Source organism: [Clostridium] innocuum, from assembly GCA_012317185.1.
Lineage (GTDB): Bacteria > Bacillota_I > Bacilli_A > Erysipelotrichales > Erysipelotrichaceae > Clostridium_AQ > Clostridium_AQ innocuum.
The window spans coordinates 2281374-2303925 of record CP048838.1; the positions used below are offsets into that span (position 1 = coordinate 2281374).

The 22552-nt window shown below is 45.7% G+C and carries 21 protein-coding genes and 1 pseudogene; 6 read left to right on the forward strand and 16 right to left on the reverse strand.

What is annotated here, in order from left to right; translation table 11 throughout:
* Window positions 1-187 precede the first annotated feature (187 nt).
* Entirely contained in the window at window positions 188-1126 is a 939-nt protein-coding gene (locus G4D54_11020) for a transposase (protein ID QJA02939.1), read from the forward strand.
* A gap of 104 nt (window positions 1127-1230) precedes the next feature.
* On the opposite strand, the gene G4D54_11025 is transcribed toward G4D54_11020, so the two are convergent.
* Window positions 1231-2784 carry an ABC-F family ATP-binding cassette domain-containing protein gene (locus G4D54_11025; GenBank protein QJA02940.1) on the reverse strand — a complete coding sequence of 518 codons (1554 nt, stop codon included), beginning with the start codon at window positions 2782-2784 and terminating at the stop codon, window positions 1231-1233.
* A 445-nt stretch (window positions 2785-3229) separates the two neighbouring features.
* On the opposite strand from G4D54_11025, the gene G4D54_11030 reads away from it, so the two are divergent.
* Window positions 3230-5593 carry an HAD-IC family P-type ATPase gene (locus tag G4D54_11030; GenBank protein ID QJA02941.1) on the forward strand — a complete coding sequence of 788 codons (2364 nt, stop codon included), beginning with the start codon at window positions 3230-3232 and terminating at the stop codon, window positions 5591-5593.
* A 168-nt stretch (window positions 5594-5761) separates the two neighbouring features.
* On the opposite strand, the gene G4D54_11035 is transcribed toward G4D54_11030, so the two are convergent.
* Genes G4D54_11035 through G4D54_11045 form a run of 3 tightly spaced genes read right to left on the reverse strand, consistent with a single transcriptional unit; the run spans window position 5762 to window position 9037 of the window.
* A complete protein-coding gene (locus G4D54_11035; protein ID QJA02942.1) occupies window positions 5762-6964 on the reverse strand; it encodes an ABC transporter permease in 1203 nt (400 codons plus the stop codon).
* A complete protein-coding gene (locus G4D54_11040; GenBank protein ID QJA02943.1) occupies window positions 6965-8092 on the reverse strand; it encodes an ABC transporter permease in 1128 nt (375 codons plus the stop codon).
* Between the two features lie 12 nt (window positions 8093-8104).
* The gene (locus tag G4D54_11045) at window positions 8105-9037 is read right to left on the reverse strand and encodes an ABC transporter ATP-binding protein (GenBank protein ID QJA02944.1); all 933 of its coding nucleotides are present in this window, start codon (window positions 9035-9037) and stop codon (window positions 8105-8107) included.
* Window positions 9038-9197: 160 nt separating this feature from the next.
* Between G4D54_11045 and G4D54_11050 the strand changes: the two genes are divergently transcribed.
* Together G4D54_11050 and G4D54_11055 are read left to right on the forward strand one after the other, a co-directional pair.
* Window positions 9198-10274, forward strand: coding sequence for a two-component sensor histidine kinase (locus G4D54_11050; protein QJA02945.1), 1077 nt, complete (start codon window positions 9198-9200; stop codon window positions 10272-10274).
* On the forward strand, window positions 10271-10903 hold the full coding sequence (locus G4D54_11055) for a response regulator transcription factor (GenBank protein QJA02946.1): 633 nt from the start codon (window positions 10271-10273) through the stop codon (window positions 10901-10903). The genes G4D54_11050 and G4D54_11055 overlap by 4 nt, the downstream gene beginning before the upstream one ends.
* A 416-nt stretch (window positions 10904-11319) precedes the next feature.
* Here the strand turns inward: G4D54_11055 and rbfA are convergent, their stop codons facing one another.
* The 9 genes from rbfA to G4D54_11100 all read right to left on the reverse strand — a co-directional run bounded on the left by rbfA (window position 11320) and on the right by G4D54_11100 (window position 18236).
* The gene (gene rbfA / locus G4D54_11060) at window positions 11320-11658 is read right to left on the reverse strand and encodes a 30S ribosome-binding factor RbfA (protein ID QJA02947.1); all 339 of its coding nucleotides are present in this window, start codon (window positions 11656-11658) and stop codon (window positions 11320-11322) included.
* 15 nt (window positions 11659-11673) lie between these two features.
* The gene (gene infB / locus G4D54_11065; GenBank protein QJA02948.1) at window positions 11674-13539 is read right to left on the reverse strand and encodes a translation initiation factor IF-2; all 1866 of its coding nucleotides are present in this window, start codon (window positions 13537-13539) and stop codon (window positions 11674-11676) included.
* Between the two features lie 8 nt (window positions 13540-13547).
* Window positions 13548-13841, reverse strand: coding sequence for a 50S ribosomal protein L7 (locus tag G4D54_11070; protein QJA02949.1), 294 nt, complete (start codon window positions 13839-13841; stop codon window positions 13548-13550).
* Complete coding sequence (locus G4D54_11075) at window positions 13838-14095, reverse strand: YlxR family protein (protein QJA02950.1); 258 nt, start codon at window positions 14093-14095, stop codon at window positions 13838-13840. The genes G4D54_11070 and G4D54_11075 overlap by 4 nt, the downstream gene beginning before the upstream one ends.
* Before the next feature lie 22 nt (window positions 14096-14117).
* Window positions 14118-15818: a transcription termination/antitermination protein NusA gene (gene nusA / locus G4D54_11080; protein ID QJA02951.1), complete on the reverse strand. Its 1701-nt coding sequence runs from the start codon at window positions 15816-15818 to the stop codon at window positions 14118-14120.
* An 18-nt stretch (window positions 15819-15836) separates the two neighbouring features.
* Window positions 15837-16433, reverse strand: a complete 597-nt coding sequence (locus tag G4D54_11085) for a ribosome maturation factor RimP (GenBank protein ID QJA02952.1) — start codon at window positions 16431-16433, stop codon at window positions 15837-15839.
* A 14-nt stretch (window positions 16434-16447) separates the two neighbouring features.
* Window positions 16448-16618: a 50S ribosomal protein L32 gene (gene rpmF / locus G4D54_11090; protein ID QJA02953.1), complete on the reverse strand. Its 171-nt coding sequence runs from the start codon at window positions 16616-16618 to the stop codon at window positions 16448-16450.
* 15 nt (window positions 16619-16633) lie between these two features.
* A complete protein-coding gene (locus G4D54_11095; GenBank protein QJA02954.1) occupies window positions 16634-17143 on the reverse strand; it encodes a hypothetical protein in 510 nt (169 codons plus the stop codon).
* A gap of 154 nt (window positions 17144-17297) precedes the next feature.
* A complete protein-coding gene (locus G4D54_11100) occupies window positions 17298-18236 on the reverse strand; it encodes an alpha/beta hydrolase (protein ID QJA02955.1) in 939 nt (312 codons plus the stop codon).
* A 161-nt stretch (window positions 18237-18397) separates the two neighbouring features.
* Between G4D54_11100 and G4D54_11105 the strand changes: the two genes are divergently transcribed.
* Both G4D54_11105 and G4D54_11110 read left to right on the forward strand, forming a co-directional pair.
* Window positions 18398-19504, forward strand: coding sequence for a nucleotidyltransferase family protein (locus tag G4D54_11105; GenBank protein QJA02956.1), 1107 nt, complete (start codon window positions 18398-18400; stop codon window positions 19502-19504).
* On the forward strand, window positions 19501-20079 hold the full coding sequence (locus G4D54_11110; protein ID QJA02957.1) for a YdcF family protein: 579 nt from the start codon (window positions 19501-19503) through the stop codon (window positions 20077-20079). The genes G4D54_11105 and G4D54_11110 overlap by 4 nt, the downstream gene beginning before the upstream one ends.
* A gap of 225 nt (window positions 20080-20304) precedes the next feature.
* Here G4D54_11110 and G4D54_11115 read toward each other — a convergent pair whose 3' ends face one another.
* The 3 genes and pseudogenes from G4D54_11115 to G4D54_11125 form a co-directional block, all read right to left on the reverse strand.
* Window positions 20305-20796 (reverse strand): aminoglycoside adenylyltransferase, encoded by a 492-nt coding sequence (locus tag G4D54_11115; GenBank protein QJA02958.1) that lies wholly within the window; start codon window positions 20794-20796, stop codon window positions 20305-20307.
* Between the two features lie 78 nt (window positions 20797-20874).
* A pseudogene (locus G4D54_11120) lies at window positions 20875-21653 on the reverse strand (4Fe-4S binding protein).
* Between the two features lie 74 nt (window positions 21654-21727).
* On the reverse strand, window positions 21728-22201 hold the full coding sequence (locus G4D54_11125; protein ID QJA02959.1) for a GNAT family N-acetyltransferase: 474 nt from the start codon (window positions 22199-22201) through the stop codon (window positions 21728-21730).
* Between the last annotated feature and the right edge of the window lie 351 nt (window positions 22202-22552).

Below are 22552 nucleotides of genomic sequence, written 5' to 3' on the forward strand. Positions count from 1 at the left end.
TTCGGATATCGGTTAACCACCTTGACACATTCCAAATTCCGTAAACCCTCAACAGCCAACAAACGCTTTTTTGCTCATGTTTACAAAATCAATTATAAAAAAAATAAAAATATTTGTAAAAATTTTAGGAGTTTTGCATGTTCGATACGTATATAAGAGTGTATATAAAAAAAGGAGAATTGTACATATGCAAAAAGAGATGAAAAGGGAGTATCCGATTCCCTTTCACAATGATGTTTTTTTCAAGTATATGCTGATTGGAGAGGATGCAGGCTCTAAATTGCTGAGAAGCAGAATTATTGAAGAAATTTATGGATTGAAGGTTCAAAGAACCCAGGTGCTGAATCCGGAGCTGCTGCCGGAAGTCTTTTTCGGAAAACGAGCGGTTTTGGATGTTGTATTGGAGGATGAAACCGGTCACCTTTATGATTTGGAGATGCAGGTATCCGGGTACACGAAGGAGGAACAGCTGCGTTTTCAGCAGTATGGCTACCGCCTGGTCGGAAGACAGCTGAAGCAGGGGGATGATTACACAAAGCTGAAGCCGTTTTATCAGATTATCTTTATGAATTCGATGCCTAAAGCAGGAGGCCGCATGATTCGTCACTATACGGTAAAGGATGAAGACAATCAGGAAGAACCAAACAATACTCTGCATCGCGCAATTGTGTTTTTACCGATGATCAGGCAGCGTGTGAAGGAGGTCGGGGGTATGGAAAACCTGACAGAATTTGAAACCTTCTGTTATGTGCTTGCATATAATCCGGATGATGCTATACTAAACATGAAGAGAAGGATGGTGAATGTGGCTATGGGAAAATATAATGCAATGCGTGAAGATGGCCCGTTATTCAGCTGGGCGGAATCGGTGGAGTTTGCGAATCGTGCAGTACAGGCAAATCTGAGAGAGCAAACTGCGGAAGCCAAAAGACAGGGAAAGGATGAGGGTCTTGACCAAGGCAAGAAAGCCTTATTAAAAGCACAGATTATCCATAAGTATGGAATCGATGATGGATGGGTGGATACCTTGTCCAACGCGCAGATTGATGCTGCCGTCATATGTATTCTGGAATGTGAAGCCTATCCCGACTTAAAGGAAAAGCTGAAGCATACCGCTGCGGAATAGATCAAGTTCTCCTGTCTTTAAACGTTTATTCAAAAAAGAACCTGCCGCCTGACGGGTTCTTTTCCTTACATTATAGCACCAGAGAATACACATCATCGAATGCTTTACAGAATTTTTGTCGTCCATTCCTCCAGATTCCAGACCTCATCCACAATATCGCCATAGAAATCCGGGTCATGGGAAACCAGAAGGATCGTTCCCTTGTAGGCCTTCAATGCCCGCTTCAGCTCCTCCTTGGCATCCACATCCAGATGGTTGGTAGGCTCATCCAGCACTAAAACGTTATGCTCACGATTCATCAGCACGCAAAGACGAACCTTTGCCTGTTCTCCTCCGGAAAGCACACACATTCCGGATTCGATATGATCTGTCGTCAGTCCGCACTTTGCCAGAGCCGCACGTACCTCACCGTTTGTCATCGCCGGATACTCTTTCCAGAAATAATCCAGTGCACTCATGGATTCTCCGGCTTCCTCCTGCTCGAAAAAGCCGATGGATGCATACGGGTCAACCTCAACGCTTCCGCTGACGCCTGGAATTCTGCCCATCAGCGTTTTCAGCAGTGTTGTCTTACCAAGACCGTTAACACCTTTTATCGCCACCCGCATATTGCGCTCCAGCACCAGATGCATTGCTTTTGTCAGCGGTTCCTCATAGCCGATCACCAGTTCCCTTGCGTCGAAAATCACACGCCCCGGTGCGCGGTCCGATAAAAAGGAAAAGCTGGGCTTCACTTTTTCCTTTACCTTTTCGATACGATCCATCTTATCCAGCTTCTTCTGGCGGGAATGAGCCATGTTACGCGTTGCAACACGCGCCTTGTTGCGGGCGATGAAATCCTCCAGATCGGCGATTTCCTTCTGCTGTTTTACATATGCCGCCTCCAGCTGGCGTTTCTTTAACGCATGCTGTTCTAGAAAATAATCGTAATCTCCGACATACCGTGTCAGCTCACAGTTTTCAACATGATAAATAATGTTGACAACGCTGTTCAAGAACGGAATATCATGCGACACCAGAATAAATGCATGCTCATAGGAAATCAGAAAGTTCTTCAGCCATGCAATATGTCCCTCATCCAGATAGTTGGTCGGCTCATCCAGAATCAGAATCATCGGATTTTCCAGCAGCAGCTTGCATAACAGCACCTTGGAGCGCTGCCCTCCACTCAACATGGTAACATCCTTTTCCAGACCGATATCCAGTAATCCAAGTCCCTGTGCGACCTCCTGTATTCTGGCATCAATCATATAGAAACCGCTGTGCTCCAGTATGTCCTGAATTTCCCCGACATCCTGCAAAAGCTCATTCATACACTCCTCACTGCAATCTCCCATCTCTTCATATTTCTGCAGCATTTCCGCTTCCAGCTCAAACAGATGGGAAAATGCATCCTGCAATACTTGGCGAATCGACTTTCCCTTCTCCAGAACCGTATGCTGATCCAGATAGCCTCGTGTGATTCTGCGGCACCAGGCAACACGCCCTTCCTCCGGAACCAGCTTTCCCGTCAGTATATTCAGAAAGGTTGATTTCCCTTCTCCGTTGGCTCCGACAAGACCAACATGCTCACCGCTCAGCAAACGAAAGGATACATTCTCCAGAATCTGTCTTCCACCGAAGCTGTGCGAAACATTTTCTACCGTAACAATACTCATACCTACCTCCACAATTCTTACCCTGACAAGTATACCATGTGCTCCATTTGTATGCAATCCTGCTTTCCGTTTGTAGAAGGCTTTACTACTCGAATGAAATCGTCAATACCAGTGATACGTTTATACAAATAAAGGCAGGCCGTTTTCGAATATAATTCCTGCCGAATACAATGCTTTTATAAGAAAGCAAATACGCCTCACCGTTTTGTATCAACTGGTTCCAAATGGCTTGATCAACATGCTTCATATGATAACATATGCTATGCTACTTCCAGAAACGGCTTTCACTGCCTTATTTCTTTCATATCCGTGTTGCTTCGACATATACTAACGAAAGCATATGCTGAATTTAGAAATATTTAAGAAAGAAATACGACAAAATTACAAAAGCGTAAGGCCCAAAGTCATTAGGATTTGCTATAATATACATATACGAGGTGATTTCATGCACAGCAATGACGACAAACGAGAATGGATTGATCCAGCACAGGGTCTCAGCGATTCTCAGGTTCAGGAGCGTATTGATGCAGGCTGTGTCAATACACAGGATGAGCGCATTACCAAAAGCTATGAGGAAATATTCCGGGACAATGTTTTAACCCTGTTTAATCTGATCAATGCTATTCTGGCAGGATTGATTATTTTTATCGGCTCCTTTAAAAATCTGCTTTTTCTGGGGGTTGTAATTTCCAACCTGGTCATTGGTATCCTTCAGGAGATTCGAGCCAAGCGTGTATTGGACAAGCTGTCTTTGATTACGCAGCCCTATTTGAAGGTATTGCGCAACGGAAAAGAAATGGAACTGCATATGGATGATATCGTTCTGGATGATATTCTATGCCTTTCCACCGGCTCTCAGGTATGCGCCGACGCTATGGTTGTTGAGGGACGTCTGGAGGTTAACGAATCCCTGGTTACAGGAGAATCGGATATCATCGTCAAGCATACGCACGATACCCTGTATTCCGGCAGCTTTGTCGTCAGCGGACAGGCCAAGGTACAGGTACAGCATGTCGGCAAGGATAATTATGCCGCTACGATTATGAAGGATGCAAAAACATTTAAAAAGCATAAATCACAGCTGCGGGATTCCATTAACTTCATAATTAAAACCATCGGTATTATCATTATTCCCGTTGGCATTCTGCTGTTTTCAAAGCAGTTTTTTCTGACTGAGAGCACTCTGCCGCAGGCGATCGTATCTACGGTTGCGGCATTGCTGGGAATGATACCGGAGGGCCTTGTTTTACTGACAAGCGTTGCACTGGCGGTTGGCTCCATCAATCTGGCGAAGCGCAAAACGCTGGTGCAGGAGCTGTACTGCATTGAAACACTGGCACGCGTGGATACCCTGTGTCTGGATAAGACAGGAACCATAACGGAAGGCAATATGCAGGTGGAGCGTATCCAGGCACTGAACGCAGACGAGAAGGAAATCCTTTTGATTCTTGCAAATATGATGGATGCTCTGCAGGATGATAATGCAACTGCTCAGGCGATTCGCAGGCATACACCGCAGGAATATGAAGCATTTCGCGTATTACATACCCTTCCCTTCTCCAGTGCAAGAAAGCTGAGTGCCGTAAGCTTTGAAAATCGCGGAACCTATATCATGGGTGCCTATGAATTTGTCAACGGCAGTGAAAATGCAGAGCTGCAGGCTGAAATTGATAAACAGGCCAGTCTTGGAAACAGGGTGCTGGTACTGGCACACAGCAAGGAAGCTATGGAACAGGAGCCTGCCAAGAACAATACAGTGATCGCTTTGATTCTGCTGAGTGATCCCATCCGGTTGGAGGCACCGCAAACCCTGGATTACTTTCTGTCGCAGGGGGTTGATGTCAAGGTTATCAGCGGGGATGATCCACGCACGGTTCATGAAATCGCACATAAGGCTAATCTGAAAAATTATGAGCGCTATGTGGATGCCAGCACCTTAAAGGATGAGGATATTCCGGAAGCAGTGAAAGACTATACCGTTTTCGGTCGTGTTTCACCGATGCAGAAAAAGCTGATGATTCGCGCTCTAAAGGAACAGGGGCATATTACGGCAATGATAGGAGACGGTGTCAATGATGTCATGGCCTTAAAGGAAGCGGATTGCAGCATCTCTGTTGCACAGGGAAGCGAGGCAGCAAAGAACATCGCCAATCTGGTTTTACTGGACAACAATTTTGCGAGTATGCCGCATATCGTGGACGAGGGCCGAAGAGTCATCAACAATATTCAGCGTGCCGCTTCCCTGTTTCTTGTGAAAACGACATTTTCAACCATCCTCAGTATTTTAACCCTTTTCTTCATGAGCCGCTATCCGTTTGAGCCGATTCAGCTTACACTGATATCCTCCTGTACAATTGGTATTCCTTCCTTCTTCCTGGCACTGGAAGCCAATCATGCCCGTGTTGAGGGAAACTTTCTAATCAATGTACTGGGCCGTGCCTTTCCCGGAGCACTGTGTGTCGTCCTCAGTATCCTTTATGTCAATATATCCTCTTTGTTTTTTCAAATGACGCCGGCTGCTATGTCCACTATGTGTGTCCTGCTGACCGGTACCAGCTCACTCATTGTGCTGTATCGGGTGTGTACGCCGTTTACGAGAAAGCGTCTGCTGATTTTCTCCACTATGACCGCACTCTTTATCGTATGCATCGTCTTTTTACCGGGTATTTTCTCTCTGGTACGGCTGAGCTATATGCAGTTTGTATTGACCGGTGCCGGTATGGCCGCCATACCGTTTGTCATGGATTTCTTTTTCCGCTTCGGAAACCGCTTCAAGCTAAAGGAGCGTCTGCTTAAGGTCGGCAGATAGCAAGAGTTAAGCAAAGCGGATAGCGTGCATCCCTTCATGAAAGACCTCAAGCTGTCAGGTGGATACAAAAAAAGGAAATCACGAACTGATCGTTCCATCACAATCGTTTCGGATTTCCTCTTTTAGGACAAGGCGAGGAAGAGCTTGTTATGGCTCCTCCTCTTTTTATTATGGCTGCATACTGGTATCCTCCAAGGCATCCTGCGTGCGGCGGCTTTTCATAATCACCAGCGCGATACACAGGAAGGCTGCAGCAAACAGCAGCAGAATTCCATAGGTCATAAAGGCTTCCTGCAGCAGCGCATCCCCTACATGGACTGCCGAGGTCAAAGCATCATTCAGCTTCACATACCAGTAGCTTGGCAGAAAACGGGATATAACGAGAATATTCTCGCCAATCATACTCAGCGGTACAAAGGCACCGCACAGAAAGCTGGAGCCCAGCCCGACAATATTACTGATGCCATTCAGCATATCATCCGGATGCTTGCTCTTTGTGGATATCACACAGAACATAAAGGACATGGAAACACACATCAGCATGAATACAAATGCATTGATAATTTCCAGCAAGCCTCCCAGTGTCATCATGGAGTCCCACACCATCCCAAGAATCATCAGCATCATAAGCCCCCATAACGCGATACCTACGGACAGATTACAGAACACCAGCTGCAGATTCATACGATTCTGTGATACCGGAGCAAGCAGATTCCGTTTGGTAATCTCCGCATCGAAAAAGGAATGCATCGTTAAACCGATCAGAAGAATGGTTATGACAAGCATGATATAGGAACCATAATTGAAATATGCACCACGCAGCATGGAGGAGGTGGCAACCTCTTCAGAATCTGACATTCTCACCTCGGCTGCGGTATTCAGGTTTTTCTGTACGCGTATATGCAAATCTGAAATTTCCTGCTTTGGATAAAGCTGCTCATACGCATGCATGGTATCCAGATATTTATTGATTGTCTGCTGAAGCAGTACACCGTTCACATCGTCCGGGCGCTGGTTCATGGAAACCGCTTCCTTCCCGGATGCGAACTCCTCTTCAAAGCCCTCAGGAATCGTTATGATAGCGGACACATCTGCATAGAACAGTGCATCCTGTGCATCGCTGTTCGATACATTTTTATGCTTGATATTCGCCTGTGTGCCGAGATAGGTTAACAGGCCTTCACTCAGACTGCTGCCATCCCGGTCAAGAACGGCGATATTCGGCTTTGATCCCTCATACATCTTAATATCACTGCGCTCAGATGCAGACATGCCAAACACAAAGAAGACGGTGAAGAAGATGGACATATAGATCATCAGCGTCAGCCAATGTGATTTCATAATTTTATAATAAACCTTTAAGACACTCATTTAACGCACCCCCAGACTGTGATAGCTCTTCCTGCTGAGTGCACGGAAGCTGATCAGATAGCATACCATCGTAAATCCTGCAAGCAATGCCAGATTAAAGAAATAGCGCTCGCCTACACCATAGTAGTACAGGGAATACAGCCCATCCGTAATCATATTCACCGGATTGATATAGGTTAAAAACGGAGCATATTCCTGTACATAATATTTCAGCTGTACCGCCATCATACCGGCAAGCGCACTGCAGATCAGTGTGATAGAGGTCATGATCCCCGTCTTGCCATCCGGAGGTATCTTGCTAGTGATACTGCCAATCAGAATGCCAAAAGCATTTCCGGCAAAGGCTCCCAGCACCATCATGAGGAAGACATAGCCAAGCTGTGATCCAAAGGATACGTCCAGAATGAAATACATATAGGCAAACTGGATGAGCAGAAAGACAATTTGAATCGCTATATCAATCATAAAATCCGCAAGCAGTGCCTTTCCCTTGTGCAATGGTGATACTGCCAGGCGTGCTGCACGTTCGCTTTGATTCGCCTGCAGCTCATACATGGAATTGATTGCCCAGTATCCGCCAAACATGGCGTTCATTGCCAGGACAGTATAGAAGAAGACGGAGGACAGATCTGTATGATCTGTGTTCGCTTCCTTCACATGAGAGGCTGTCTGTGTGAACAGTGCAGATACAGCGGAGCCATCGGGATATTGCTGCATCGCCTCCTCCACCAGATGGATTTTCTGGCTGTATTCATCAAAGAAGGTTTTTGTGATTGTCTGATCCAGACCGTTTTGATTCACAGTGATTGCAATCGGATCCTGCAGCTTTACAACCGCGCTGACCTTATCCTCCTTCAACAGCTGCTTTGCCTGTTCCTCACCAACATAGCTCACCTTGAACAAAGCAGTATCCCCCTGCCTGACATCCTTGAGAACGGCTTTAAGCTGTAACAAATCCTTTTGCTCGACGACAGCGATTGGAACCGTTTGAAAGGTATCCACCGTATAGGCATCCTTCAATACCATTCCAAAGAAGGTTGTCAGCAGCATGGGAAATATCAATGTCCAAAACAGCAGTACTCTGTTTCGAATCATCAGGCGAAACCTGTATTTCAGTAAATGCAGCATATTCACCCCTCCTTAATCCCGCAGCTGTTTTCCTGTGATTTCCAGGAAGACATCATTTAAGGTCGGCTGCTGGGAATACACCTTGCCATAGGTGATATTCTCCTGTGTGAAGTAATCCAGCAGATTGGCCAGATTGCGTTTTCCTTCAGTAAACTTAACCTGCAGAACATTGGCATTGTACTGTACGGAGAACACATTTGCGATATCCTGAATATCCTGTACCTGCTGCTCCTGCAGCTTCACCTGCTCCACTTCGATCTTTTCCTTCATCATAATGCCGGCCTTCAGCTCCTCCTTGGAGCCAGCCGCAATGGTTTTTCCCTTGTCGATGATGATGATGCGACTGCAAATTTCTTCAACCTCTTCCATATAATGAGAGGTATACACAATGGTTGCCCCCTGCGCATTCAGGCGCCGTATACCCTCCAGTATCGCATTACGGCTCTGTGGATCGACTGCGACCGTCGGCTCATCCATGAAAATGAGCTTTGGCTGATGTGCAATTCCACAGGCGATATTCAACCTTCTCAGTAAACCGCCGCTCAGCTTACCCGGTCGGAATTTACGAAATTCCTCCAATGAAACAAAACGTATTGCCTCATCCACAAGTGTTTTACGCTTTGCCTTATCACTGACATACAGACCGCAAAAGTAATTGATGTTGTCCTCGACGCTCAGCTCATGAAAAACTGCTACGTTTTGCGGAACCACACCGATTTGCTGTTTCAAATCGTAGCTGTCCACTTTCATCTGCTTTCCGAAAATGCGGATGTCTCCCTTGTCATATGTTAACAGAGCCAGCATACAGTTGATTGCCGTTGTTTTTCCGCTTCCGTTCGGTCCCAGAAGTCCCAGAATTTCACCTTCCTCAACCTCCAGCCGGAAATGATCCAGCGCAATCAGCTCCTTGTATCGTTTCACCAGATTGTTTACTTCAATAATCATGATGCTCCCTCCTTGTCCTTGTCTATATTATAGGGAATCCGGTAAATTTTCGGTAGTGTATATCTTCACATTCGGATATGACAGATGTCATATTCATGCATGACAAATTGTATCTGTCCCAAAACAATGGTAAAATAGAGACAGAACAGGAGGAGAAGCCATGAAACAGCTTATAAATTATCTGTTATTTTTATGTATCGGCTGCTGCTTCAGCTTTTTTTATGACCATCAGCTGTACCGCCTGCTGGCTCTGCTTTCAGCAGTGATACTGGCCTCTATATCCTATCTGTACACAAGGCGAACATGGACGCCGTATGCAATGATTCTGTTTGCATTGCTCGCCACCCTGCAGCAAAGCTTTCTGTACTATCTGCCGCTGCTGCTATACTGTATCAGACGACAGCATTTTTCTTACACCATCCTCCTGTATCTGCTTCCGATTCTCTTTCATCTGCGTATGGAAAATCTGTATTTATGCAGTGCCATTGCCATTTTTTCTATATTCGCCATATCCCTTCGGCAGCAGTGGGAGGAAAATGAGGAAATTAAGCTTTCCTTCATGCGGCAGCGCGATGCGACAAAGGAGCTGGCAGATATTCTGTCCAATAAAAACAGGCATCTTCTTGTCCAGCAGGAACAGGAAATCCGAATCGCCATTTTGGATGAAAGAAACCGTATCGCCAGAGAAATTCATGATCATGTGGGACATCTGCTTAGCAGCGCTTTGTTGCAGATTGGCGCTATACAGGCAATTCAAAAGGAAGATAAGCTGAAGGAGCCGCTTCAGAATTTACGAGATACCCTTTCTCAGGGAATGGATAACGTACGAAGCAGTGTACATGACCTGCACGATGATGCACTGGATTTGCAGGTGACACTGCAGCGCCTGCTCAAGGACTACAGCTTTTGTGATGGTACGCTGGAATACGATGTGCTGCATCCCCTGTCTCAGCAGACAATCTATCATATCCTTGCCATTGTAAAGGAGAGCATGAACAATACAATGAAGCATTCCAATGCGACAAAATACAGCATTACCGTACGCGAACAGCCGGCCTTTTATCAATTGATTCTACGTGATAACGGCACCAGGCACAGCAGTGTTCCCTGGCAGACCAGAGGCATCGGCTTAAGCAACATGCAGGAGCGTGTAGCGGATATGCACGGCTATTTGAACATCACACACACAGCCGGCTTTCAAATTTATATCACACTGCCGAAGGAGGATAAACCATGAGAATACTGATCGTTGATGATGACAAACTTGTATGCAGCTCTTTAAAAACCATATTGGAGGCACAGGGACAAACCATTGCGGGTATCGGCTGCAGCGGCCGGGAAGCATTGCAGCTGTACAGGGAAACCAACCCTGATGTCCTGTTGATGGATATCCGTATGGAGGGGATGAACGGCGTGGATGCCAGTGAAGCAATTCTACACAGCTTTCCGGATGCCCGCATTCTGTTTCTAACAACATTCTCCGATGATGACTATATCATTCGCGCCTTAAAGCTGGGAGTCAAGGGCTATATCCTTAAGCAGAACTTCGATTCCATCATTCCGGCTTTGGAGGCAGTGTATATGGGACAGAATGTTTTCAATACGGAAATTATCGCCAAGCTTCCCGATTTGCTGAAGCAGCATACAAAGGAAACGCTGTGCAGCTATGATTTGAATGAGCGGGAGCTGCATTTCATTCAGCTGGTTGCCAAGGGGCTCAACAACAAAGAGCTGGCACAGACGCTGTTCCTCAGCGAAGGGACAGTCCGCAACTATCTCAGCAGCCTGCTGGAAAAGCTGCAGCTGCGTGACCGTACCCAGCTTGCGATTTTCTATTACCAGAACCTGCAGTCAAAAGAAACATAACATGCCTTTAACTGCTGTCTTGAATAGCCTGTTCATAACAGGCTGTCATCAGAAAAAACAGGAAATTAGAAAGAATCAATTGCATTGGCTTATACGCATGTAATTGATTTTTTGTCCTGATGATGTGGCATCCTCTTCCAAATGGAAGCTCTTCTGGAATCACCCACCTCATTACGTTTCACTGGAGATGATCCTAAGCACAATGTCTTGTCACGATTGCTACATTTCGAAGCTGTATCCATTCATCACCGTGTTGTACGCTCCTAAAGTATCTGTTCATCCCTCTATGCAGGAGTGTGATGCGGCATAAAAAAATGGGCAAAGCACCCTACAGGTAGCTTCCTGTATACAGTCAGTGGCAGCTGCACAAAAAAACGAAGCTGCAGGAGTTTTGATCCTTGCGGCTTCGTTTTCATTTACTTATTGATTTCACTGATGATGCGCTCGATTTTATTTCCGCGTTCCAAAGAGTCATCCAGCTTGAAAATCAGCTCCGGTACCTTACGGATCGTCATCCGCTTGGCGAGCTCGCTGCGCAGGTAGCCCCTGCTGCGATCCAGTGCCTTCATACCGGCTTCCTCTCTTGGCTTCTGCCCCAGGAAAGAAACATAAATCTTCGCAATGGATAAATCATTGGTCACCGTAACATCGGTAATCGTAATAAATCCGATTTTGGGATCCTTGAGAGAAAACTGGATAATCTCCGAAATTTCCTTCTGAATAATTCCCGCTATTTTTTCAGCCTTTAATGTCATGTTATCACCTTATGTTTATTCTGGCTCAACCTGCTGATCTTCATACGCCTCAATAACATCATCCACCTTGATATCGTTGAAGTTCTCGATTGTCAGACCGCATTCATAGCCGCTGGTTACTTCCTTGGCATCATTCTGGAAACGTTTCAATGATCCCAGCTTGCCGGTGTAGATAACCACGCCCTCACGAATCAGACGAACACCGCATTCCTTGCGCAGACAGCCATCGGTAACCATACACCCGGCAATCGTTCCCACTTTGGAGACCTTGTAAATCTGACGCACCTCAGCCTGTCCGATGACAACCTCTTCATAAACAGGAGCCAGCATACCTTTCATGGCATTTTCCATTTCTTCCAATGCCTTATAAATAATATTGTGCAGACGGATTTCAATTCCTTCCTCTTCTGCTTTTTTACGTACCAGCGCGTTAGGACGTACGTTGAAGCCGTAAATTACGGCATGGGATGCACTTGCCAGCAGAATATCGGATTCTGTTATTGCCCCCGCCTGAGAACGAATGACATTGACACGTACGCCCTGTACGTCGATTTTTTCCATGCTTGCACGAACTGCTTCCGCACTACCCTGTACATCGGCCTTGATAATCAGGTTGACCTCCTGTACTTCTCCTTCTTCAATCTGACGAGCCAGATCATCCAAAGACATCGCAGCGCCTGTCGCATTCCGTTCGGAAGCGATCTTGTTGTTCAGACGCGTTTCCGCAATCTGACGGGCTTTCTTTTCATGATCGAATGCCTTGAAGATATCTCCGGCAATCGGCACATCGTTCAAACCGATAATTTCCACCGGTGTGGAAGGCAGAGCCTTCTTGATTTCACGACCGTGATCATCCGTCATCTTTCGCACCTTACCAAAGGCCGTACCAACAACGACTGCATCCCCGGTATGCAGGGTACCACCCTGTACGAGCAGCGTGGTAACAGGACCGCGCCCCTTATCCAGCTTCGCCTCGATAACCGTTCCGGTTGCCAGCTTGTTTGGATTGGCACGGAAATTGTATACCTCGGATACGACCAGAATGGTTTCCAGCAGATCACTGACACCGGTTCCGAATTTTGCAGAGATATCCGCGTAAATCGTATCTCCGCCCCATTCCTCCGGCATCAGACCAAGCTCACTCATTTCGGAAACAATGCGTTCACGGTTCGCACCGGCCTTGTCAATTTTGTTGACTGCAACGATAACCGGTACACCTGCAGCCTTGGCATGGTCAACGGCCTCCTTGGTCTGCGGCATTACACCGTCATCGGCAGCGACAACGATAATAACCAAATCGGTAACCTTGGCACCCCGGGCACGCATTGCGGTAAAGGCCTCATGTCCCGGTGTATCCAGGAAGGTAACCCGCTTTCCCTTTACATTTACCTGATAGGCACCGATATGCTGGGTAATACCACCAAACTCGCCTTCTGTAACATGTGTCTTACGGATGGTATCCAGTAACGTTGTTTTACCATGATCAACATGTCCCATGATGGTAACGACCGGAGGACGATTTTCCAGAAGGGCTTCATCCTCTGCCTCTTCCATCTGTTCTTCAAAATCACTTTCTTCTATAATAATTTCCTTGTGCACATCTACATTCCATTCCATGCAGACAAGCTCAATTGTCTCATCGTCCAGCGTGGAGTTGATGGTAACCATTGTTCCCATCATGAACAGCAGCTTGATAACCTCACTCGCATTGCGGTTCAGCTTTTCTGCCAGCTCTCCTACACTCAGCGGTCCGTTGTATGTGATTTCCTTTACTTCTACACGTTCCTTCTTCGGTGTAAAATTCGTGTTTGTGTTTCTTGATCGGTTGTTGTTATTCCCCTTCCGATTGTTATTTCCTCTTCTATGCTGTTGTCTTGCCATATAATCACCTAGCCTTTCAAGCAAGCTGCAATCTTCTCTGCAAATCCCTTGTCAAGAATTGCGATTGCTTTTCTGTTGCGATCGCCGATCGCCATATTCATCAATGCTCCATCCATGTAAACACAGGGAACCTTGTAAAAGCTGCATTTATCGTTCAGCTTCTTTTTCGCATTGTCACCGATATCCTCTGCCAGAATCAGCAGATGGACATGACGGGCACGAAGCTGCGTGTAGACGATTTCTCCGGTAGCCGTTTTTCTTGCACGTGCCGCCAGTCCCAGTATGCCCGTCACATCCTTCATTTGCTAAACATCTCCTTCAGCTTATCGTAGATTTCCTCAGGTATTTCACATTCCAGAGAACGTACCAGTGATTTTCTCTTCATCGCAGCCTCCAGCGCCTCTACACTGCGTTTCAGATAAGCTCCGCGGCCGTTGCGTTTTCCGGTTTCATCTATTTCAATTGTTCCCTCCGGTGTACGGACAATACGGATCAGCTCTTTTTTCGGAAGACTTTCATTGGTAGCCACACATTTACGCATCGGTATTTTCTTCATGTCGCATCTACCTCCTTACATCTTATTCTTCGTAATACTTATCATATTCATCGAAGTCGATTTCATCATGTATCCAGTCGCTCTCTTCAATCTCACGCTCTTCACGTTCGATTTCCGCAAGCTCCTCCTCGGAATAGATCGGCTTCATTTCATAATCCTTCTTGTTCAGGTCAAAGGTTGGCTTACGGCGCTCCTCTTTTTCCTCGTATTTGTCGTATTTCTTATAGCGTGGTTTTGCAGCGGCCTTATCATCCTGCTTCGCTGATGCATCTGCCAGTGTTTCGAATTTGGAACGGTATTCCTGTTTTTCCTTCAGGTTCAGACCCTCCTGCTTCTGCTTTTCTCTGGCAATGCGGGCAGCCTTTTCCAGGTCGGTTTCTTCCTGCGGCTGTGCTTCCTCAACCACCTCTTCAACAGGGGCAGACACACTTGCTTCCTCAACAGCCGTTGACGCTGTGGCTTCCACAGGTTCACTGCTTTCTTCCACAACCGATTCACTGACAGCCTCTTCCGTTACAGCCTCCTGGAAGCTTACGCCTGCATCATCCAGACTGAGTGCATCCTGCGGCTGTGCGTTTTCTTCAAAGCGCTCCATCTGTGCAGCAAGCTTGGCCTCCTGCTGACGTGCCAGGAATTCCTCGCGCTGCTTCATTGCGATTTCCTTCCAGTTGATACCTGCTGCGTCCACATCGGTTTCCGCCTTGATATCGATTTTGTTTCCGGTCAGCTTTACAGCCAGCCGTGCGTTCTTTCCGCGCTTACCGATAGCCAGGGATAACTGATTATCCGGTACGACAACGAGCAGTCCGCCCTTGCGCTCCTCACTCGGGATAACCGCCAGAACCTCAGCCGGAGACAGTGCATTTTTAATCAGCTCCGTCACATCCTCGCTCCATTCAAAGATATCGATTTTCTCTCCGCCCAGCTCATCGATGATAACCTGTACGCGCTGTCCTCTTGGACCGATGCAGGCACCGATCGGATCGATGTTTTCATTGTGCGAATAGACTGCCATTTTCGTACGCTCTCCCGCTTCCCGCGCGATCGCCTTGATTTCAATAATACCCTGGAAGATTTCCGGAACCTCTTTTTCAAACAGACGCTTTACCAGTGTCGCATCCCCGCGGGATACCAGTACCTGTGCACCCTTGGTTTCCTTGTTTACCTCTGTGATTACCACACGGATCATTTCACCCTCACGGTAGCGCTCATTGGGTATCTGCTGATTTTTCGGCATCAAAGCAAGAGTCTTACCGATATTGACAACACAGAATTTCTCCTCGACAGATTCAATCGTCCCCATGACCATTTCCTCCACCTTATCGCAGTATTCCTCATACACCACAAGCTTTTCTGCCTCGCGGATTTTCTGCTTCATGACATTCTTTGCCAGAATAACAGCTGCGCGTCCCAGATCGGCTATACTGACTTCCTCTTCCACAACACCGCCGAGCTCCAGCTCCTGATTGACGCGCTTTGCGTCCTCCAAGGAGATTTCCAGCTCGTCATCCTCTACGTTTTCAACAATCAGACGCTGCTGATAGACCTTGATATCACCGGATTTTTCGTTGACATCCACGCGTACCAGCGCATCCGGTATTTCGATATGCTTACGGAATGCCTTTGCCAGAGCTTCCTGCAGGGCATCCACAACGACTTCCTTGGAAAGCTTTCTATCGGTTTCGATTGCCTGCATCGCAGCCATAAAATCTTTTAATTTCATTTCTTATTCGCATCCTTTCTAAATTTTCACAGACAGACGGATAAGTGCGATGTTATCCATCTCGATTTCCGCCTTCTTCTTCACGGCCTTTGCCATGTAATCCAGATAAACCGTATTGTTTTCAAATGCTGTCAGGGTTCCTTTTATCTCATCCATGCCAGCCCTTGGATTCTTTAGCTTCACATATACAAATTCGCCGATGGCATCCCTGATCTGTTCTTCACTTTTCAATTCCCGCTCTGCACCGGGAGAACAGACCTCCAGAAAATATTCACTGGCAATCATATCCATTTCATCCAGCATTGTGCTGATTTTTTCAGACTGTGCGGCACAGGTATCAATGTCCATACTGCCGTCCTTATGCATAATCGACACCTGCAGAATGCGCATGCTGCCTTCGGTATGCCAGGCAACATCATACAGCTCTATACCGTCTTCTGCCACAAGCGGAGTGATCAGTTCTTTCAGTTTTTGTATTTGATCCATAACATTCTCCTTTACAAACATAATGAAGGAGTGGGCTTGACCCACTCCGGTTGAAGTATCTGTACATAATATACCACGAAACAGGTCAAACATCAACCTTTTTTCCAAAAGGCAGAAAAAAAGCCGCATGTACGGCCTTTACTCTATTTTTCTACGATGGTTTTTCCGTTGTATTCACCACAAGAACACATTTTGTGCGGCACCTTGTACTCACCGCAAGCCGGACATTTTACTAATGTCGGTGCAGCTAATTTATAATGAGTTCTACGTTTTGCTTTTCTTGTTTTTGAATTACGTCTCTGTTGAACAGCCATGTTAGCACCTCCTACTTAATCTTCCAATTTGAATTCTTTCAACTTTGCTAAACGAGGATCGATTTCTTTGCTTTTTTCTTTTATGTAATCTTCCTCTTTGACAACTTCCCAACCGTCACCTTTAGGATACTGTGTCAGTCCTTCCTTCACAATTTTCAGGGGAACCTCCATCACTATCAATTGAAAGATCACCGGCAATAACTCTACGACATCACCTTTAACTTCGTGTACATCTTCGTCATCTGTCTTTTCGAAGGAGAACACTTCTAAAGATTTTGTATGGAAATCATATTCTACATCCTCAAGGGTTATAGAACACGGTACTATCATCACGCCTTCAATATCCAGATCTGCAAATACGCGTTCACTGGAAGCCTCGTAATGAACATTCCCTGATACCGTAACATCCTGCAATCCTCTGATCTGATGCATCTTAGAAAATACCTCGGGCTCAAATCGGATCATTTCGTCAAATTCGATCGTTGCATCCTTCGCCTGCAGCAGTTCCATTCTGGACCATTTCAAAAGAATCACCTCGTTGTCTGACCTATCCTATTATAAGGAAAATCTGCGACAAAGTCAACACCATCTTCTCTTCCATAGGCTAGCTTATATATTAAACCACAAAACAGGAGGAATGAAAAGTATTTTTTTCATTTTTCTTTTCATTTCCGGGATTTTACGTATTTTTTTCTTCCACCTTTAAAAGAAATGCAGAAACATCCTCATATACAAGCAGATGATCCGGTTCATTCAGTATTTCATGACGCATGCCGTCAAACAGTCTGGCACTGACATCGCTGTAGCCGACTTCACGCAGAAGTCCGGCTGCCTCCTGAAACTTCCCGCGACTGATGATACAGGGATCCTCACTGCCTGCGATAAAGCGAATCGGCAGTGTCCTGTTGCGCAGCGTCCAGTTTTTGCGTTCATAGACATCCTGCATCAGGGAAAAGAGGTTTTCAAATCCGTTGAGGGTAAAGGTATACCCGCAAAGCGGATCCCGGTCATAGGCACGCACAACCTCCATGTCCGAGCACAGCCATACATTGTCGCTGCCCTCCTCTGCAAAGCCATCACAATGATTGCCGAATGCCATCTTCTGTATAAGCGGGCTGCGATAGTGTGCACCCTTCATGCACTTCATAAGCTTGCACAGCAGCTTTCCGGCTCCGGCAGCCGGATTTTTGCTGGGACTGCCGCAGACAATCAGTGCATCAATGGTATCATCGTAGCGTTTCAGATAGGCTCGTACCGCCAGTGAGCCCATGCTGTGTCCAAACATATAAATCTTCAAGGACGGATACTCCCTGTGCAGCTGCGCATTCAGCTGCCGGATATCTTCTATCAGTGCCGCAGCTTTCGTTGTGCCCATATAGCCCAGATCATCTTCCCCGCGAATACTTTTGCCATGACCGCGATGATCATGCAGCACACACAGATATCCCAGCTCTCCAAGATACTGCATAAAATCCATATACCGCTCCTTGTGCTCCGCCATGCCGTGTACCAGCTGGATGATTGCCCGGGGCCTGCCTGCAGGCGTGCAGCGCAGCACGGATATCTCTAAAGCATCCGCATCGCTGATAAAGCTGTATTCCTGTAATGTTGTCGTCATTGTGCTCACTTCCTTATACCTGCATTGTATCATACTTGTGTCAATTTCAACAGCATTGCCCGCAGCATTTTGACAAAGCCGTAAATGTGTCAAAAGCAGAAGCTGGCAGTAGTCATACAACAATCGCTATGGTATACTGAAAGACAGCAGGAGGTGATACCATGCGAAGCTGTGGAATTGTAACGGAATACAATCCGTTTCATAACGGACATCGCTATCATATCGAGCAGGCACGCAGAGTTTCCGGCTGTGATGCCCTGCTTGCGGTCATGTCCGGAAATTTCGTACAGCGGGGTGAATGCGCCATCGTTGATAAATGGACACGTGCAAAGGCGGCGATCCAGGCGGGATGCGATCTGGTGATTGAGCTTCCCTACCCCTATGTTGTGCAGCGTTCGGACATCTTCGCAAGGCAGGCAGTGGCGCTGCTACAGCTGGCCGGCATCAATACGCTGGTCTTCGGCAGTGAAACAACTGACATGCAGCAGCTTCACCGGCTGGCGGATACCTCTTACGAGCACTATCAGAAGCAGAGAAAAAACGGTATTTCTATGGCAAAGACGCTGGAAATGGTGCATGGACGTGTTGCCAGTAATGATATTCTGGGAATGGCGTATCTTCGTGCACTGAAGGACAGCGCAATTCAGCCTATCGCCATACAGCGAACCAATGGTTACCATGATGAGGACATTCAGCATGCCATCAGCTCTGCGACTGCCATACGCAGAGCCGTTAAGGAGAAAAAGCCGATCAGCCATACAACACCCATGGCAGAGGATTTGCAGGAAGGGGTTTTCATGGAGGACTATTATCCTTATTTGCAGACGCTGCTGCTAAGCACACCGGCAGAGGAATTGAAGAAGCGCTTTCTGGTGGATGAGGGTATGGAGCATATGCTGCAAGGCAATGCCCGCAAGCACATGGACTACGGTTCCTTTCTACAGGCATGCATCACACAGCGTTATCCACGCAGCAGTATCCAGCGAAGTCTTACCCATATTCTGACCCATACGGATAAGCAGGAAATCGACAGCCTTCCCCCCTGTACCTTTCTGCGGATTCTGGCATTCAATGATACCGGAAGGGCGTATTTGCGTGAGCTGAAGCAAAAGGAAATCGCGATCGCTTCCGCCTTTCATCAGATTCCAAAGGAGCATCGGGAAATTTTTCTGCGGACAACTGCCGCATACGCCTGTGCCTTCCCGTTATCCAAACGAAAGGAAGTCATGGACAGCGAGCTGCACAGTCCCATGTACATCTCATCATGACAGGTCTGCTTACACTTGTGCTGCTTGTGGTTGCAGTAAATCTTATTCTGTATCATTATTTCCCTGCCCCGCCAAGGCCACAGAGTGATCGAGTATACGATGTGGCGATTGTCCTTGGCAGTCCGGCAGAGGAGGACGGCAGTTTGTCCCGTGTGCAGAAAACACGGATGGATGCGGCAATTACATTGTATAAAGAAAAGCGGGTCCGCTGTATTCTGATCAGTGGCGGCAGTGTGCGAAACACTTACACGGAAGCGGATATCATGGCGGCATATGCAATCAGATGCAGCATTCCAAGCGCAGCGCTTCTTCTGGAACGTCAGGCGAAAAACACTTATGAGAATCTACTGTATGCAAAAACGCTATGTGATGCACATGCATGGAAGCACGTCATTGTTGTGACCAGCTGTTTTCATGTGCGCAGAGCCAGCTATATGGTACGGAAATTCTTTGATGACTATGTGATGCAGAAAACCGCAGAAAAGGAAAAATGCAGGCATTATATAACTGAATACTTCCGCATGTGGAACAGTCTTCGCTGTGAGGTGATGCTGTATAGAAAAAGGAAGCGCTGAATTTTTTCGGTTATCAGGATTACAGACAGGTGTTATCTTCCTGGCAATGCCCGCTTTTCATTCATAGTGAAAAGACCCCTCAGATGACAAGAGAGGTTTTTTCTTCTGTTTGTGTCATAATAGAAGCATCATGTGTTTCCGGAATATACAATATCAAAAGGATCTACCGTATGATGACTTCAAAGCCTCACTCATCATACAAAATGCAATTTGCGGTGCGATACCCTATTCCGTCATGCGTTCAAGAATCAAAATATCATGCCTGTCCTTATCTCTTAATTCATAGCCTGAATAAAAGAGCTTTTGTCCCTTTACAGATATACAGGGAATTGTTCTACCTTCAAAAACAGAGCTGCCAAAAAGGTCTTTATCAAACTGATACCAGTCCCCCTCCAATGACGCCTGCTTTGCGGTACCGTCCTCATGCAAAACGAATGGGTGTATATCCAAATATCCGTATTTTTCACTGTACAGCTCCATTCTTACAGGTTTCCAATCCGTATCTATTTCATATCCGTATTCAAAAAGAATATGCAACAGTTTTTCTGTATATCGGGAATCAAAATTAATATCAATATCTCTATGATCTCTTGTTTGCTTTCCAGCCAGTATATCAACACCCCAGCCGCCGTCAATCCAATATGTTATTTCTGCATTTTCCAATATATCGATAACCGTTATGATATCTTCTTTTGTTGTGACTTCTTTTCTGCTCATACAGTCTCCTTTTATTTTCTATCACCACTACTCCAATTACATACACTGGATTGGTCTATGCAACTCACATACGAAAGTTTATTCCGTCCAATTACATCCATCGTTCAGTGTTTTTAATGGAGGACGCTTTTTGGATAATGACAACGCCTTTTTAGGGCAATGGTGAATGCACCTATAACAATGTATGCATTTTTCATTATCAAACAACGGATATCCCTCATCGTCCTTACAGATACATTGCACAGGGCAGTGTATTCCGCATTTCCCGCATAAAACGCAATGCTGTTTATGAGTGTATATTGGAGGAGAAAACCGCTGTCCGAAAAATTTATTGGGGTAGTTCAATATACTATATATTTTAAAACGCGGAATATCAGCAACTACCGGATCATTACAACGCCTGATAAAAACGCTGACATCATTCTCCACTTTTTTGTCTAATCGTTTTTCATGGCATGACCATATATGTATAGCGGGTGCAAGTAAAACCCCATCCGTAGCAGCACAGCGATAACTTCTACTTAGAATCGTAATCATGTTTTTCTTCTCGCACTGTTTTGCGAATATTCTTAACGTGTTTGCCGAATATAATCCACAGGTTGTAAAAAGGAAAGCCGGAATAGAGTTTTCAAGTTGCTCCATCTGTTTGATAAAGGTAAGTATGGGTATGCAGGAGCAGCGTGAATGGTGGGGAAACCTATCACCAGACTATCATACTCAGCTATGGTTATATCCGTTGACAAATCTTCGATAGAAGCTAGAGTAGCTTCATGCGAGCCTTGCAATTCATGGAATATTTTTGTAGCAACCATTTTTGTGTTACCTACACCGGAATAATAAAGAATCAATATGTTCACAGCCACACCTCTTTCGCTATATAGTAGCTCTATTCCCCCATCTGAATAAGATAAATGAATTTTGAGAAATTTGATTACTTCAAATTGCAAACCATAATATATTCTTCTTCATTCTTATCCACAATTTCAAAACCAACCCGTTGATACATTCTGACTGCATAGTTTGCTTGCTGAACAGCAAGAGAAGCCTTTCTATACCCTTTCTCCTGTAAAACTACAAGCATTTGTCTCATCATCTCTGTTCCGATTCCAAGACCTCGATATTCCTTGTATAGGGAAATTGCAAAAAAAGGAGTCCGATCATCAATATGTCCGTAATCATTCATTATGCGAGTCCAGACTGCACCAACAACTTTTCCATCAATTTCTGCAACGAAAGCATTATCATCTTCTTTGCCAAACTCACTGATGTACAGCTGCAATTCAGGTTGCTTTATAATATCTCTCGATGGCGAATCCACACCCTCTGGAAGGAATATTGCTTCATATAAAAAATCTTCCAGTATCTTATACTCATTTGAGCTTAATTCTCTAATCGTATACTTCATTTCTTAACCTCTTTATGAATTCCTGTTTTTCTCACTTCTTCACTGAATTCATCAATCAATTTCATATTTAGAAGTGGGTATGAATTGCCTTGTTCATCACACCAGTCCTTTTCCATATTTTACATCCCATATATTCATAAAACCCTTTTGCAAGAGGGGTTTGTTCATTTACTCCAGATCATTCACTGAAATATTTATCTATTGCGTATGTAAGCAATTCTCTGCCCAAGCCTTTCCCTTATTCGGGACCTGATTTTCGTTTTCTTCAATAACGGACAAGGTATCTCTTTTATGCCTGTTGCACATATTTTTTCATACACACTTTTCTTCCTCTGTTATGAAGAAATGCTG